Below are 14,464 nucleotides of genomic sequence, written 5' to 3' on the forward strand. Positions count from 1 at the left end.
CTCTTGTCGGCCCGTTCCGTAAAATGTCACACGGATAGCAGTGATATGTCAATTGGTGATCACACGCGAATTGGCGGCGCTGACCGACTCGTGGCGCCGGGCATGGCCGGGGACAAATCGGCGCGGAGCGCGGGCCTGACCGGCGTTCGATAGCGCTTCGGACATCTTCCGAAGCGGCATCAAAGCCCGGTTAACGGCATGCGATAAATCGGGGCCTGTCCGATAATCCGACTTTAATGGGGGGCCGACTAAAGGTCTCATGGTTGCAATGTGCCGGACGCCTGGGGGTATCCGGTGTTGGGTCCGGAGGAGGCGTTTTCCCCATCATGTCAGTTCAGGTCGATTTGGATTTTGCGAGCGACGATCGCGCAAGGGCGCAGATCGGCGCGGCGGTGAGCTATCTGCTCAGGGACGCGACCGGTGCTGCGCGTGAGCATGCGGTCGAGATGATTGTCGAGATGGTCCGCGATGTCGCAAGCCGGCCGGCCGGCCTCGAAGCAGCGTCCCTTCAGCCGCTCATGAGCGGCGTCACCTATCGGGATTTTGTGATCGATGCCTACCGGCGCGATGTCGATCGCTGGCGCGCAACCATCCGCCGGTCGAACGGCAAGAAGATCCGGATCGCGTCTCCGCCGTCGGTGCGCGACGAGGCGACGACGACAGCGGATGCGATCACCGCCGAGAAGGCCATCGAGTTCGCGAGGCGGGCGATCGATTTGGGCGAGGTGCTCTGACCACACCGCCCGAGGGTGCTTTCGCCGCGAAAGTCCCGGCGATGCCACCGACCCTATGCTTGGGACGCGCGATGTGCTCCGATGCGACGGCTGCGTCGGTTCCGGAGCCGTCAGCGGAATCTTGATCCATCCTATCCCAGCAGAGAGAAGCCATGCCTTCCGAACTCCGTTCGCCCCGTCTGGCGGTCCTGATCGACGCCGACAATGCATCTGCCAGGATCGCCGATGGGCTGTTCGAGGAGATCGCCAAGATCGGCGAGGCCAGCGTGCGCCGCATCTATGGCGACTTCTCCAATCCGAGGTCCAAGGGCTGGGCCGACATTCTGGCCAAGCACGCCATCATCCCGCAGCAGCAATTCGCCTATACGACCGGCAAGAATGCATCCGACATCACCCTTGTGATCGATGCGATGGACCTGCTGCACAGCGGCCGGTTCGATGGATTCTGCCTGGTGTCGTCGGATAGCGATTTCACCCGGCTTGCCGCCCGCATCCGCGAGCACGGTATCGACGTGTTCGGGTTCGGCGAGCAGAAGACGCCGGAGAGCTTTCGGCAGGCCTGCCGCAGGTTCGTCTATACCGAGAATTTGCGCGGCGGCGCGACGAGCAATCAGGACGCAGCGGTGCGCGCCCAGCCGTTGCAACCGCCGGACGCCGCCACGCCCATCCTCAAGAAGGTGATCGGCCAGATGGCCAGTGAGGACGGCTGGGTGACGCTTGGCGAGGTCGGACGGCAGCTGGCCAATCTGGCGTCCGATTTCGATCAGAGGACTTACGGCTTCCGCACCCTGAGCGAACTGGTGCGCAGGACAAATGCGTTTGAGATCGAACAGCCCAAGGGCGGGACGACGCGAATCCGTATCAAGCCTTCAGCTGACGCCCCTGCGAAAGCACCTCCAAGACGGCGAACGCCAAGACGACGAGCCGGTCAAAAACCGCCGGAATGAATGGCGCGCAGCGCGCTCCTGCTCAGAACCATCTCTGAATCTGAACCAACGATGAATGCTGCTTCGGACGTTATCCGGAGCAGCATTTTCGTATGTGCTGGAACTAAAGCGAGTTGCCGCGGAACTGGAATTTGCCCGCAAGTTGCCGCGTTGGAACTGGAACGTCTCGTTCCCTGCGATGTTGAAGGGGCGTCTCATAGCTCGGAGGAGGAGAATAATGAACAAGCGTTTTGCCGTTTCCCTTGTCGCCGCTGCGTCACTGCTTGCGTCCGGTTCGGCGTTCGCGCAGTCCACGACGGCGGCGGGCGCCGCGAACGGTGCGCGGACCGGTGGCGAGATCGCAGGCCCGGTTGGCGAGATCGTCGGCGGCACCGTTGGTGCTGCGGTCGGTGCCGGCCTCGAGATTCCGAATGCGGTGATCACCTCGATCCCGCGCGACGAACCCTCGGTTGTGGTGCGCGAACGCGTCGTGGTCGGCGAGCCGCTGCCCGACACCGTCGTGCTGCGTCCGGTGCCGCGCTACACTGAATATCGCTACGCTGTTGTCAATGATCGCCGCGTGATCGTGGAGCCGCGCACCCGCCGGATCGTCAAGATCATCGATTGATCGCAATTTCCGACTGCGGACATCCTCGCGGGCAAATCGCCCGCGGGGATTTTCGCATGGCACGGGCCCGCTTTTTTCATGAGGCGCCTGGTTGGCCTGCCGGCCCGATCCCCTAGACTGATCCGCAATCGGCGGACGCAGCCAGCGTCCGCCTCAATCAAGAGCAGGGTGGAAACATGGGTCGGAAGATCGCGATCGTCGGTGCGGGTGCGGTCGGCGGCTATGCCGGGGCGCATATGGTGCAGGCGGGTGAGGACGTCACCTTCATCGATCCCTGGCCCGAGCATGTCGCGCACATGCGCAAGCACGGACTGCGCGTCACGCACGCGATGGACGTTGCGGAGTTCTCGGTGCCGGTGCGTGCGCTTGATGTCACCGACGCGCAGCAGCTGGCGAAGGAGAAGCCGGTCGACATCGCCTTCGTCTGCGTGAAGTCGTACGACACGGCCTGGGCGACCATGCTGATCCGGCAATATCTGGCGGCCGATGGCTATGTCGTGTCGCTGCAGAACTGCATGAACGAGGAGACGATCGCCGGCATCGTCGGTTGGGGCAAGACGCTCGGCTGCATCGCGAGCAGCATCACCGTCAATCTGCCCGAGCCCGGCCATATCCACCGCGGCGCCGGCAAGGGTGGCGCGGCGCATACCGTGTTCCGCGCCGGCGAGGTGCATGGCCGCATCACCGCGCGGGCGGAGGAGGTTTGCCGCCTGGTCGGCTTCTCCGATAGCGCCAAGGTGACCGGCAATCTCTGGGGCGAACGCTGGTCGAAGCTGGTCGCCAACGTGATGGGCAACGGGCTGTCGGCCTGCACGGGTCTAGCGGGCGGCGAGGTGCTGCAAAGCGAACCGCTGCGCCGCTTCTCGACGCGGCTTGGAAGCGAGGCGATCCGCGTCGGCCAGGCGCAGGGCTATCAGCTGGAAGAGATCCTGCATCTGCCGCCGGAGACCATCGCGCGGGCCGGCGAGGGCGACGAGGCTGCGACCCGCGCCTGCGACGAGCAGCGCTTCAAGGATAGTAAGCGCACGTCATCGGCGCAGCGTCCCTCGATGGGCCAGGACATGCAGAAGGGCCGCCGCACCGAGATCGAATTCCTCAACGGCTTTGTGGTGCGCGAGGGCGAGAAGCTTGGCCTCGCATGCAATGCCAACGCCGCGCTGACCGATATCGTCAAGCGCGTCGAGCGCGGCGAACTCGCGCCGGATCCCCGGCACATCACGGAGTTGAGGTTGAATTGAGCAGCGTGTGTGCTGCGTCAAAGGCGGACGGCCGGAAGCGGCCACGTCGCCTTCAGCACGAGCATGTACAGGGCGAAGGTTGCGGTTGAGGCAATTGCCAGCATGACCCCGTCGTGCAGGGTCAGCCGTTCGAGCTCCATGGTCCGTCCCCCGCTGAGGTAGCGCTGCAGAGCAAACAACATGAAGGGAATCCCGATCAGGAGCGATTGGAGGTAGACGGCGAGCGCGATGCCGATCAGGATCCCGATCCAGCCCACGATCAACGCGGACCTCCGATTCACCGAGCCGACGAGAGCATTGAGGATCAGGCCGCCATCGAGGGGATAGATCGGCAGCAGGTTGCTCGCATTCACAAATGCGAACAGTTCGGCCAGCTTTCCAAGATAGAGTTGGCCGGTGGCCTGATAAGCGGCGAACAGGCCGAGTGTTGGGATGAGGCTCAGGCCCGGGCCCATCAGCGCGATGAAGCCGAGCCGGCCCTCCGTCCGATAGGCCGCCTTGGGAACGGCCATCCCGCCAAAGCAGGGCACGAGGTAGATGCCGCGTACGCTGACACCGGCCATCAGCATCGCCGCGGCGTGACCGGCTTCGTGCAGGACGACGACCACGGTCAGGAGCAGCGCCGCCTTCCACCCCACAAGGTACCAGAAGCTGAGCAGGGCCACGATCGACAGCAGCCATCCGTTGTTGCCGACCGTGGAGAGACGATTGGAGGTGCCGGCTTCTTTCTCGCATTGCTGCTTGATCAGGTTCGCCATGCGGCGCAGGCCGATCGGGTAGTTGATACGGTCGCGAAAGACGTGCGGGGTCAATTCATTGGATACGATGAGCTTCGTTCCCGCGGACGTCGCCTCGATCGTGAGTTCGGCTACGGTATCGCGGCCGCCTTCCGGTGGAATGGAGAGCGGGTGAGCCACGATTCGTCCCCGGATGATCCCTTTTTCCTCGTCGCGCTCGAGCTCGCGCGAGACGTTCTGCGCCCGAACCTGGCCGTTCACGGTGGCGCTTGTCAGCCAAAGATCGGCGCTGTCGGGCACCGGCTCGCGCGATATCTCCATGATCGGCGGCCCATCGAACACCATGCGGTCCGCAATATTGAAGCGCCACACGGCCTCGCGTGGCGCGTTGATCAGAACAGTGAACTCGCACCGCAATCGGTTACGTGCCCGTAGCGCGTCGACGAGGCCTTGCAGCGCATAGTAAGCGATGCGCAGCAGCTCGATGGGTAGTGACAACAGTGCGAGCATGACGGAGGAACCTACGCTAACTCAAGTGGCGAGCCGTGAAGTGCCGCCTGGGCAGGCCAAAGTTATCAGCGCATTGCTGCAGTGTCCCCCGCGCGGACCAATAGAATACTAGCATAGGTTGTTTTTGGGTAAATCACGAACCAGCGTGCTGGTTCGACCTTCCCCCGTATGGTCGGTCTTGCGGATTGGCGGGCCGTCTTCGGCTTGTGCGCTGAGCTTCGCGGAGTCTTACAGCAACTGCCTCACTCCCATCCCGTGCATGAAGCGCTCGCGGATCTGCACGGGGTCGCGGCGGGTGGTGCCAGTGCCGGGCTTGTCGTCGATGCGGACGCCGATCAGGGTCGGGCCGGGTGCTGACTTCGACTGCTCGATCAACCGCTCGAAATCGTCCTCGTCGGCGGCCCAGGAGCTGTTCGCGATCCCGCTGGCGAGCGCGACCGCGACGATGTCGGTATGGCCCGCCGCCGGCGTCGGCTGGCTGCCGGTGATCTGGTAGATGCCGTTGTCCATCACCACCATGGCGAGATTTGTCGGCGCCAGCGTTGCGATGGTCGAGAGGCAGCCGAGCTGCATCAGCAGCGAGCCGTCGCCTTCGAGCGCGAAGACGCGCCGCTTCGGCTGCGCCAGTGCGACGCCGAGCGCGATCGGAAACGCAAGTCCCATGCTGCCCAGCATGTAGAAATTCTGCGGGCGATGGCCGGCGGCCCAAAGGTCAAAGTTGGTGTTGCCGATGCCGCCGATCACGGCCTCGTCCTTCAGCCCGGCGACGAGGCGCTGGGTGAGGTCGAAGCGGTTCATCACCTTGGTGTTGCGCGCGTGGGTGCTGGTCATGGCTGATCTCACTTGTCGAAGGTCTTGCCGCCGGTCAACAGCGGCGAGAGGATCAGCGCCACCGGCGCCTGGGTGGTGATCGCCTGCTTGATCGAGCGGTCGGCGATGAATTCGAGCTCGTCGAGCCGGGTGATGGTGTGGTGTTCCATCGCCAGCGAATCCAGCACCGGGCGCATGGTGCGGCAGACCAGCGCCTGGCCGTAGTTGAACTCGCCGAGCGTGCCGCGCTCGGAGACGAACATGATCAGCGGGATCTGGTAGGGCACGGCGAGCGAGGCCAGCACGTTGGCAAGCGTGGCAAAGCCGGAGGTCTGCATCAGTACGGCGCCGCGCGTGCCCGCCATCCAGGCGCCCGAGACGATGCCGACGGCCTCTTCCTCGCGCGCGGTCGGAAACGTCGTGAAATAGGGATCGGCGTGCAGGTCCTTGATCAGCGTGGTCAGCACCCGGTCGGGCACATAGGGCACCAGCTTGATCTCGTTCCGCTTCAGCGTCTGCAGCACGATGCCGTGCCAGGTGGTCGCCGACTTGTGGGACGAGGCTTGTTCCGCGGCCGCCATCCTGTTCTCCCTCTCGCGCGACGCTGATGATCGCTTGCGCCATGAAACTTGACGCTGACCATACGATTGTCAACATGTCGCGGCCGCAACGCGATCTGCGGAATTGGGCCATCGTAGTGCCGAACTGGCGTGCGATACAGGCGGTAACGATCAAGGGACGGAACGATCAAGGGACGGGAGGTGTCGATGGCCGGATGGGTCTGGCGGACCGCCATTGCGGCAGCGGCCACGGTCGTGGCCGGCCTTGCGTCCGCGCAGCCATACCCGGCAAAGGCCGTTCATATTCTCGTCCCATATCCGCCCGGCGGCGGCGTCGACGTGCTGACGCGGACGCTCGCCGAAGCCGTGTCGAAAACCTGGACGCAGTCGATCGTGGTCGAGAACCGGCCGGGCGCCGGCGGGGTAATCGCCTCGCAGGCGATCGCGAGCTCCGCGCCCGATGGCTACAACCTGATCATGGTCGCGAGCGGCCACGCCACCAATCCGTTCCTCTATCCAAAACTGCCCTACGACACCTTCAAGGATTTTTCGCCGATCTCGCTGCTGGCGTCATCGCCGAACGTGCTGCTGGTGCGCGCGGACTCACCGTTCAAGTCGGTCAGCGATGTCATCGCAGCGGCGAAGGCAAAGCCGGGCAGCCTGTCGTTTGCCCATGCCGGCAACGGCACCTCGACCCATCTTGCCGGCGAGCTGCTCAACAGCCTCGCCAAGATCGATCTCAACGCGATCCCCTACAAGGGCGGCGCCCCGGCGATCAACGATCTGCTGGGCGGACAGATTCCGATGTCGTTCAACAACGGGCCGGAATCGGTTGGGCAGTTGCAAGCCGGCACGGTCCGCGCGCTGGCGGTGACGACGGGCTCGCGCGCGCCGTTCCTGCCAGATGTGCCCAGCATGTCGGAGGTGGTGCCGGGTTATGACACCGAGGTGTGGTGGGGGCTGCTTGGTCCCGGCAACATGCCCGCCGATCTCGTCGCGAAAATCTCGCATGATTTCGTCGCGGCGGTGAATACGGATGCCGTGAAGGAGCGGCTCGGCAAGCTCGGCGCGATCCCGATCGGCTCGACGCCGGAGCAATTCGCGACCAAGATCAAGGCCGACTACGACAAATGGGGGCCGATCATCAAGGCCGCCGGCATGAAGGCGGAGTAGGAAGATGGCTGTATCAGAGATTCCCGCCTGCCTGCCGCCGCGTCCGGTGACGCCGCCGAGAGAGAAGCTGCCGCCAAAGGCCTGCGACACGCATGCGCATGTATTCGGCCCGGCGGACCGCTTCCCCTATGCCGCCGATCGCAGCTACACGCCGCCGGACGCGCCGCTCGCGACCTATCTCGGCATGCTCGATGCGCTGGGTTTCAGCCGCGGCGTGCTGGTGCAGGGCAGCGCGCATGGCCACGACAATTCGGCGATGCTGGATGCGTTGCAGCGCGAGCCGGCGCGGCTGCGCGGCGTCGCGGTGGCCGATGCCGATGTGGCGGCGGGCACGCTGCGGCAATGGCATGTGCTCGGCGTGCGCGGCTTGCGCTTCAACCATTTCTTCCGCGGCGGGCAGTTGCACTATCGCGGCGGCATCCCCCTCGATGTCGCCGAGACGCACGCGGGCGTGATGGCCGAGCTCGGCTGGCATCTGCAGCTCTGGATCGACGTGAAAGATTTGCCTGACACGGTCCCGACGCTGAAGGCACTGGGCCTGCCGGTCGTGGTCGACCACATGGGCCGCACCGACGCTGCCGCCGGCATCAACACCGCGGGCTTCCGGAGCCTGCTGCGCGCGGTCGGCGAGGGCTGGTGCTGGGCCAAGCTGTCAGGCGCACATCGCCTGAGCCAGCGCGCGCCGGATTATCCGGATGCGCGGCCATTCCACGAGGCGCTGGTATCAGCCAACTCCGAACAGCTGGTGTGGGGCGGCGACTGGCCGCATCCGCGCGTCGAGGGCGAAATGCCCGACGCCGGTCATCTGCTGACGCTGTTCCAGGAATGGACGCCGGACGCGGCGACCCGCCACCGCATCCTCGTCGACAATCCCGCACGACTCTATGGCTTCCCAAACTGAAAGCTGCCCGAAGACATGACCGTCAACAACAAGCGCGTGTTCTACGTCAAATACCTCGCCCACGAGATCTACGTCGACATCCTGAAGAAGCGGCCGGATGTCCGGCTCGACCGTCTCGAGAACGACACGCCGGAAGCGGCGTTCGCACCTGTCCTCGCCGATGCGCATGCCTATCAGATCGGCGCCGCCCGCGATGAGCTGGCGCCGCATTTCCATGCCCATGCCGAGTTGTTGAAGCGCGCGCCGAACCTGTTGATCGTGTCCTCGAACGGCGCCGGCTTCGATCCCGTCGATGTCGATGCCTGCACCGCGGCGGGCGTGCTGGTGGTCAACCAGTCCGGTGGCAACGCCAACTCGGTCGCCGAGCACGCGCTCGGCATGATGCTGACGCTGTCGAAGCGCATCATCCAGTCCGACCGCCGGCTGCGGCGCGAGGCCAACGTCAACCGCAACGACCTGATCGGCAACGAGCTGAACGAGAAGACCGTCGGCATCGTCGGCCTCGGCAATGTCGGCCGCCGCATCGCCGAGCTGTGCAAGGGCCTCTTGCACATGAAGGTGATCGCCTACGATCCGTATCTGACGGCCGAGGAGATGGCGAAGCGTGGCGGGGAGAAGGTCGAGCTCGACGATCTCCTGCGCCGCGCGGATTTCGTCTCGATCTCCTGTCCGCTGGACAGCAAGAGCCGAGGCATGATCGGCGCACGCGAGTTCGCGCTGATGCAGCCGCACGCCTATTTCGTCACCACCGCGCGCGGCTTCATCCACGACGAGAAGGCATTGGAAGAGGCATTGCGCGAAAAACGCATCGCCGGCGCCGGCCTCGACGTCTGGTCCAAGGAGCCGCCGCCGCCGGATCATCCGCTGCTGCAGTTCGACAATGTGCTGGCGAGCCCGCACACCGCCGGCGTCACCCGCGAGGCGCGCATCAACATGGGCCGGATCGCCGCCGAGCAGATCCTCGACGCCCTCGACGGCAAGCGCCCGCCGCGCATCATCAATCCCGAGGTCTGGCCGGTCTACGCGAAGCGGTTCGAGAAGGCGTTCGGGTTCACGCCGGGATAGGTCGACGGTCATTGCTGTCAACGGTGAAGTCAGCCAGGTGAGGTCGGCGCGCTGGTCAGGCGTCCCTCTTGGAGGGCTGCGCGCGGCCAAAATATCGAAAACAACCCCATGCAAAGAAGCTGACGGCGCCGGCGGTTCGATGAGTCAACTTGACGCGTCGGGCAACTCAGGGGTACATTTCCAATATTCCGAAATCGTGCAAGCGCCCGGCCTTACGGGGAGACACCGCAGGGGCGGAGGGTACTGTCCGCCGGTGCGTGCCTCACGCGAATGGCCAATCGTCCGAGTGTTGTCGCGCGCGCAAAAACACAGGAGAAAATCTCCTTCGTCGTAGCCTCGATCGAGGCAATAAACCCGCTGCCAAAGCATCACCTCACGACGCATCCGTTGTTATTTTCCCTGAGATATCGACGACTTAGCCTGAAATCGCCATCTTCCTTGTGTGTCCACCCGTTCCGGGCACGGAAGGAAGAAGTGTCATGCGACAGGTCCAGTCACTGCTCCGCAACGCGCCCGCCAGGATCGGCCGCCGCATTGCGCAGATCGTCGCGATCGCTGCTGCCAGCCTGCCCCAGGCCGGCGCGTAGTTTTCCACCGCTACGAAACGCCACATCCGCGCGCTGAATTAACTCAACACCATTTCGCGTTAGTGCTAACGTGGTACCCCCGGGCTCTGCCGGCGCAGCAGGGAGGGTTCCATGTCACGCTTCGTCGTTCAGTTCATGAAGGACGTGCTCGGCGGCAATGGCCGCCAGCGCGAGGTTTGCCAGGGCGAACTCGAGGTCGACGCCTCGAGCGAAGGCCAGGCCACCGAAATGGCCAAGCTCATATTCTGTCAGGAACAGGCGCTCTGCGACTGGTCATTGCATGCCGACCGCATTCGGATCGAAGCGGCCGACTTGCAAGTGACTTGACGCGTCCAGAGCCCCGTTCCGATTCAATCGGAACGGGGCTCTGGATTTTTGTTTTGAGGCGTTTTGTTTACGCGAACCGGTATCCGCTTCGCTCGAAAACGCTTGGTCCGACTACTCCGGCAGGATGCGCACGGCACCCTTCGCCGCGCTGCTAGCGAACGCCGCGTAGGCCTTCAGCGCGGTCGAGACGGCGCGCTTGCGCGGCGCCGCCGGCTTCCACGCCGCGTTGCCCTTGGCTTCCATCGCCGCGCGGCGGCGTTTCAGTTCGGCATCGTCGACCTTGAGGTTGACCTTGCGGTTCGGGATGTCGAACTCGATGATGTCGCCTTCCTCGACGAGACCAATCAGGCCGCCTTCGGCGGCTTCCGGTGAGACGTGGCCGATCGACAGGCCGGACGATCCGCCGGAGAAGCGGCCGTCGGTGATCAGCGCGCAGGCCTTTCCGAGCCCCTTCGACTTCAGATAGCTGGTCGGATAGAGCATCTCCTGCATGCCCGGGCCGCCGCGCGGACCTTCATAGCGGATCAGCACGACATCGCCGGCCTTGACCTTGTTGGTCAGGATGGCGTCGACCGAGGCGTCCTGGCTCTCGAAGATGCGGGCCGGGCCCGAGAACTTCAGGATGCTCTGATCGACGCCGGCGGTCTTCACGATGCAGCCGTCCTCGGCGAGGTTGCCGAACAGCACGGCGAGGCCGCCGTCCTTGGAATAGGCGTGCTCGGCGTTGCGGATGACGCCCTCGGCGCGATCGATATCGACCTCGTCGAAGCGGCGGTCCTGGCTGAAGGCTTCCTGGGTCGGCACGCCGCCCGGCGCGGCGCGGTAGAAGTTGCGCACCTTGTCGCTCGTGGTCCGCACCACGTCCCAGCGGTTCAGCGCGTCGTCGAGCGTCGCGGCGTGCACGGTCGGTCCGTCGGTCGTGAGCAGTTTGGCGCGGTCGAGCTCGCCGAGGATCGCCATGATACCGCCGGCGTGGTGCACGTCCTCCATGTGAACGTCCTGCACCGAGGGCGCGACCTTGCACAGCACCGGCACCTTGCGCGACAGACGGTCGATGTCGGCCATCGTGAACGGCACTTCGCCCTCGCGCGCGGCGGCGAGCAGATGCAGCACGGTGTTGGTCGAGCCGCCCATCGCGATGTCGAGCGTCATCGCGTTCTCGAACGACTTGAAGTTCGCGATGTTGCGCGGCAGTACCTTGGCGTCGTCCTGCTCATAGTAGCGGCGGGCGAGATCGACGATCAGATGGCCGGCCTCGACGAACAGGCTCTTGCGGTCGGCATGGGTCGCCAGCACCGAACCGTTGCCGGGCAGCGCGAGGCCGAGCGCCTCGGTCAGGCAGTTCATCGAATTCGCTGTGAACATGCCGGAGCAGGAGCCGCAGGTCGGGCAGGCCGAGCGCTCGATCACCTCGACCTCCTCGTCCGACACGTTGGAGTCGGCGGCGGCCACCATCGCATCGATCAGGTCGACCGCGCGCTTCTTGCCCTTGAGCAGGATCTTGCCGGATTCCATCGGACCGCCCGAGACGAACACCGTCGGGATGTTGAGGCGCAGCGTCGCCATCAGCATGCCGGGGGTGATCTTGTCGCAGTTGGAGATGCAGACCATCGCGTCGGCGCAATGCGCGTTGACCATGTATTCGACGCTGTCGGCGATCAGCTCGCGCGAGGGCAGGCTGTAGAGCATGCCGTCATGGCCCATCGCGATGCCGTCGTCGACCGCAATAGTGTTGAATTCCTTGGCGACGCCGCCGGCCTTCTCGATCTCGCGTGCGACGAGCTGGCCGAGATTCTGCAGATGGACGTGGCCGGGCACGAACTGGGTGAAGGAGTTGACCACCGCGATGATCGGCTTGCCGAAATCCTCGTTCTTCATGCCGGTGGCGCGCCACAGGCCGCGTGCACCCGCCATGTTGCGGCCGTGGGTGGTGGTGCGGGAGCGATAGGCGGGCATCGTAAATCCTTGGGTTATGGCCATTTTTTAGGGGAGATGGCAGTCCTTATGCCCGCCCGCAGCAGCCGATTCAAGCGCGGAACCGCATGGCAGAACCCCGCTATCTGACTTCGATCCCGGCCTCTGTGGCGACGGCACGCAGGAGACGGGCCGCGGCTCGTTTCGCGGTGCCCTCTCGACCCGATTGTCTCACGCGTCAATCCTCGAACCTGAACCTGAAGGCCTCGCCATGCCTGACCACGCGGCCTGCGGTCGGGGCGGGGAAGTGCCCGGTCAGCAGATAGCTCGGCGTATCCGCCAATTCCTCGAGCAGCGTCACGCGGGTGGCGAGTGCCGCCGCGGGATCGGCGTCGGCGGCATTCGACAGCCACGGCTCCGCGCACTGGATCGGATGATGGATCACGTCGCCCGACATCACGGCATGATCGCCGCCGCCGTTGAGATGGATCTGCATGTTGCCGGCGGTGTGGCCCGGCGCCGGCGCAAAGCGCAGGCCCGCGTCGCGGTCGTCGAACAGCAGGTGATTGGTCTCGACGAATTCGGCCTGGCCGGCCGCGACGACCGGCAGCACCGAATCCTCGAACGAGCCGTGATTGACCGGCGTCGGCGGGTTCGCCCGGTGCGCTGCCTCCCAGTGGCGAAACTCGGCGCGTCCCATCAGGTAACGCGCCTTCGGAAAGGTCGGCACCCAGCGCCCGTTGATCAGCCGCGTGTTCCAGCCGACATGGTCGACATGCAGATGCGTGCACATCACGAAGTCGACCTGTTCGGGCCGCACGCCGAGCGCGGCCATGTTTTCCAGATAGGGCTGGTTGAGATTGTTCCAGGCCGGCACGCGCGGACGCGGCTTGTGATTGCCGCAGCAGGTGTCGACGACGGCGGTCCAGCGCGGCGTGCGCACCAGATAGGAGTGGTGGCTCAGGATGAAGCGGCCGGTCTCCGGCTCGATGTAGCGGTGATCGAGCCAGCTTCGGTTCGCGGCGATCACCTCGTCGGTGACGTTGGCGAACAGCCATGTCTTGTCGAAGGCGAGCGAGGGGATTTCGACCAGCCGGTCGATGCGCATGCTGCCGATCGTGATCTGGCGCATGCGGTGCTCAGTTCTTGATGAACTCGCCGAACGGCACCCAGCGCGTGCCGTCGTAGCGGATCAATTGCAGGCTGGTCATCGGCGTATACCGCTCCGGCGAGTTGCTGACCGCCGTGCCGTTGATCAGCATCGGCAGATGCAGATCCCTGATGCTGGTCGCCTGCTTCATCACATTGGCGCGGGTCAGGTCGTTGCCGGCGGCCTTCAGCGCCGCGACCAGCGTCTGCGCGATGGTGTAGCCGTAGACATTGAGCCAGTCGCTCTTGTTGGCGTCGGGCAGGTACTTGTCCATGAAGGCGACCCATTCCTTGTAGCCGGCGTCGTCCTTCAGCGCCGGATCGGTCGAGTCCTTCAGGTACTGGCTCGAGATCACGCCGGTGGAATTGTCCTTTCCGGCGGGTTCGAGCACGCCGCTGATCGAGGCCGAGACATTGGAGATGATGGTGGTCGGCTTCCATCCGATCTCGCCGATCTTGCGGATCGCCTGCGCCGCGAATTTCGGCGTCGCCGCGACCAGCAGCACGTCGGCGCCGCTGCTCTTGAGCAGCAGGATCTGGGTATCGACGGTGGGGGCCGTGGTCTCGTAGGCCGCTCGCGCCACGATGGCTTCGGTGCTGCCGAGGCCTTCCTCCAGCGCTCTTAGATAGTCCTTGCCGAGGTCATCGTTCTGATAGAGCACACCGACCTTGGCGTTCGGGTGGCTCGCCTTGATGTATTTGGCGTAGGCGATTGCCTCGTCGCGATAGGTCGGCTGCCAGCCCACGGTCCACGGAAAATTCTTCGGATCGTCCCACTTCGCCGCACCCGAGCCGAGGAAGAGCTGCGGCACCTTCCGGTCGTTGAGGTATTTGTGCACGGCGCTGTTGGTCGGCGTGCCGACGCCGCCGAAGATCAACAGCACCTCGTCGCTCTCGACCAGGCGGCGGGTCTGCTCCACCGTCTTGGGCGGGCTGTAGGCGTCGTCGGCGATCATCATCTGGATGCGCCGGCCGTTGATGCCGCCCTCGTCATTCACCTTGCGGAAATAGGCCTCCGCCGATTTCGCGATTTGCGCGAAGGCCGAGACGGGGCCGGACAGCGGCGCTGTGGTTCCGACCTTGATCGTCTTGTCGTCGGCGCCCGAGTCATATTTCGCGCTCTCGGCTCGGGCGGTACCGGCGGCGATCAGCGGCAGCAGCAAGAGGGCCGCGCGCAAATGAGAGCGGACGAGGCGCGCCATGAC

At 64.7% G+C, this 14,464-nt stretch carries 14 protein-coding genes; 8 read left to right on the forward strand and 6 right to left on the reverse strand.

Annotated elements, in window-relative coordinates; all coding sequences use genetic code 11:
• Positions 1–326: 326 nt before the first annotated feature.
• From JQ573_RS08040 to JQ573_RS08055, 4 genes are all read left to right on the forward strand, one after another.
• Positions 327–734: a hypothetical protein gene (locus JQ573_RS08040; RefSeq protein WP_176532404.1), complete on the forward strand. Its 408-nt coding sequence runs from the start codon at positions 327–329 to the stop codon at positions 732–734.
• 152 nt (positions 735–886) lie between these two features.
• Complete coding sequence (locus JQ573_RS08045; RefSeq protein ID WP_212310962.1) at positions 887–1,681, forward strand: NYN domain-containing protein; 795 nt, start codon at positions 887–889, stop codon at positions 1,679–1,681.
• Positions 1,682–1,898: 217 nt separating this feature from the next.
• Positions 1,899–2,288: a DUF1236 domain-containing protein gene (locus tag JQ573_RS08050; RefSeq protein WP_212310961.1), complete on the forward strand. Its 390-nt coding sequence runs from the start codon at positions 1,899–1,901 to the stop codon at positions 2,286–2,288.
• A 176-nt stretch (positions 2,289–2,464) separates the two neighbouring features.
• Positions 2,465–3,526 (forward strand): ketopantoate reductase family protein, encoded by a 1,062-nt coding sequence (locus tag JQ573_RS08055; protein ID WP_212310960.1) that lies wholly within the window; start codon positions 2,465–2,467, stop codon positions 3,524–3,526.
• A gap of 17 nt (positions 3,527–3,543) precedes the next feature.
• Here JQ573_RS08055 and JQ573_RS08060 read toward each other — a convergent pair whose 3' ends face one another.
• From JQ573_RS08060 to JQ573_RS08070, 3 genes are all read right to left on the reverse strand, one after another.
• Positions 3,544–4,773, reverse strand: a complete 1,230-nt coding sequence (locus tag JQ573_RS08060; protein ID WP_212310959.1) for a hypothetical protein — start codon at positions 4,771–4,773, stop codon at positions 3,544–3,546.
• Positions 4,774–5,001: 228 nt separating this feature from the next.
• Positions 5,002–5,604: a thiamine pyrophosphate-dependent enzyme gene (locus JQ573_RS08065; RefSeq protein ID WP_212310958.1), complete on the reverse strand. Its 603-nt coding sequence runs from the start codon at positions 5,602–5,604 to the stop codon at positions 5,002–5,004.
• 8 nt (positions 5,605–5,612) lie between these two features.
• Positions 5,613–6,164: a thiamine pyrophosphate-binding protein gene (locus JQ573_RS08070; protein ID WP_212310957.1), complete on the reverse strand. Its 552-nt coding sequence runs from the start codon at positions 6,162–6,164 to the stop codon at positions 5,613–5,615.
• A 186-nt stretch (positions 6,165–6,350) separates the two neighbouring features.
• Here JQ573_RS08070 and JQ573_RS08075 point away from each other — a divergent pair, with 186 nt between their 5' ends.
• The 4 genes from JQ573_RS08075 (at position 6,351) to JQ573_RS08090 (ending at position 10,196) form a co-directional block, all read left to right on the forward strand.
• The gene (locus JQ573_RS08075) at positions 6,351–7,316 is read left to right on the forward strand and encodes a tripartite tricarboxylate transporter substrate binding protein (protein WP_212310956.1); all 966 of its coding nucleotides are present in this window, start codon (positions 6,351–6,353) and stop codon (positions 7,314–7,316) included.
• A gap of 4 nt (positions 7,317–7,320) precedes the next feature.
• The gene (locus JQ573_RS08080; protein WP_212310955.1) at positions 7,321–8,217 is read left to right on the forward strand and encodes an amidohydrolase; all 897 of its coding nucleotides are present in this window, start codon (positions 7,321–7,323) and stop codon (positions 8,215–8,217) included.
• A 15-nt stretch (positions 8,218–8,232) separates the two neighbouring features.
• Complete coding sequence (locus JQ573_RS08085) at positions 8,233–9,282, forward strand: hydroxyacid dehydrogenase (protein WP_212310954.1); 1,050 nt, start codon at positions 8,233–8,235, stop codon at positions 9,280–9,282.
• Between the two features lie 698 nt (positions 9,283–9,980).
• Complete coding sequence (locus JQ573_RS08090) at positions 9,981–10,196, forward strand: hypothetical protein (RefSeq protein WP_092125295.1); 216 nt, start codon at positions 9,981–9,983, stop codon at positions 10,194–10,196.
• Between the two features lie 111 nt (positions 10,197–10,307).
• Here JQ573_RS08090 and ilvD read toward each other — a convergent pair whose 3' ends face one another.
• The 3 genes from ilvD to JQ573_RS08105 all read right to left on the reverse strand — a co-directional run bounded on the left by ilvD (position 10,308) and on the right by JQ573_RS08105 (position 14,461).
• The gene (ilvD, locus tag JQ573_RS08095) at positions 10,308–12,152 is read right to left on the reverse strand and encodes a dihydroxy-acid dehydratase (protein WP_212310953.1); all 1,845 of its coding nucleotides are present in this window, start codon (positions 12,150–12,152) and stop codon (positions 10,308–10,310) included.
• Between the two features lie 196 nt (positions 12,153–12,348).
• Complete coding sequence (locus JQ573_RS08100) at positions 12,349–13,242, reverse strand: MBL fold metallo-hydrolase (RefSeq protein ID WP_212310952.1); 894 nt, start codon at positions 13,240–13,242, stop codon at positions 12,349–12,351.
• Between the two features lie 7 nt (positions 13,243–13,249).
• A complete protein-coding gene (locus tag JQ573_RS08105; RefSeq protein WP_212310951.1) occupies positions 13,250–14,461 on the reverse strand; it encodes an ABC transporter substrate-binding protein in 1,212 nt (403 codons plus the stop codon).
• Positions 14,462–14,464: the final 3 nt, after the last annotated feature.

Origin of the sequence: Bradyrhizobium sp. AUGA SZCCT0105 (assembly GCF_018129565.1) — a bacterium.
In the GTDB taxonomy this organism is placed as follows: Bacteria; Pseudomonadota; Alphaproteobacteria; order Rhizobiales; family Xanthobacteraceae; genus Bradyrhizobium.

Excerpts from the sequence above, each read along its gene's own strand:
- JQ573_RS08040 (WP_176532404.1), top strand. The coding sequence starts at position 327 with ATGTCAGTTCAGGTCGATTTGGATTTTGCGAGCGACGATCGCGCAAGG.
- JQ573_RS08045 (WP_212310962.1), top strand. The coding sequence starts at position 887 with ATGCCTTCCGAACTCCGTTCGCCCCGTCTGGCGGTCCTGATCGACGCC.
- JQ573_RS08050 (WP_212310961.1), top strand. The coding sequence starts at position 1,899 with ATGAACAAGCGTTTTGCCGTTTCCCTTGTCGCCGCTGCGTCACTGCTT.
- JQ573_RS08055 (WP_212310960.1), top strand. The coding sequence starts at position 2,465 with ATGGGTCGGAAGATCGCGATCGTCGGTGCGGGTGCGGTCGGCGGCTAT.
- JQ573_RS08060 (WP_212310959.1), bottom strand. The coding sequence starts at position 4,773 with ATGCTCGCACTGTTGTCACTACCCATCGAGCTGCTGCGCATCGCTTAC.
- JQ573_RS08065 (WP_212310958.1), bottom strand. The coding sequence starts at position 5,604 with ATGACCAGCACCCACGCGCGCAACACCAAGGTGATGAACCGCTTCGAC.
- JQ573_RS08070 (WP_212310957.1), bottom strand. The coding sequence starts at position 6,164 with ATGGCGGCCGCGGAACAAGCCTCGTCCCACAAGTCGGCGACCACCTGG.
- JQ573_RS08075 (WP_212310956.1), top strand. The coding sequence starts at position 6,351 with ATGGCCGGATGGGTCTGGCGGACCGCCATTGCGGCAGCGGCCACGGTC.
- JQ573_RS08080 (WP_212310955.1), top strand. The coding sequence starts at position 7,321 with ATGGCTGTATCAGAGATTCCCGCCTGCCTGCCGCCGCGTCCGGTGACG.
- JQ573_RS08085 (WP_212310954.1), top strand. The coding sequence starts at position 8,233 with ATGACCGTCAACAACAAGCGCGTGTTCTACGTCAAATACCTCGCCCAC.
- JQ573_RS08090 (WP_092125295.1), top strand. The coding sequence starts at position 9,981 with ATGTCACGCTTCGTCGTTCAGTTCATGAAGGACGTGCTCGGCGGCAAT.
- ilvD (WP_212310953.1), bottom strand. The coding sequence starts at position 12,152 with ATGCCCGCCTATCGCTCCCGCACCACCACCCACGGCCGCAACATGGCG.
- JQ573_RS08100 (WP_212310952.1), bottom strand. The coding sequence starts at position 13,242 with ATGCGCCAGATCACGATCGGCAGCATGCGCATCGACCGGCTGGTCGAA.
- JQ573_RS08105 (WP_212310951.1), bottom strand. The coding sequence starts at position 14,461 with ATGGCGCGCCTCGTCCGCTCTCATTTGCGCGCGGCCCTCTTGCTGCTG.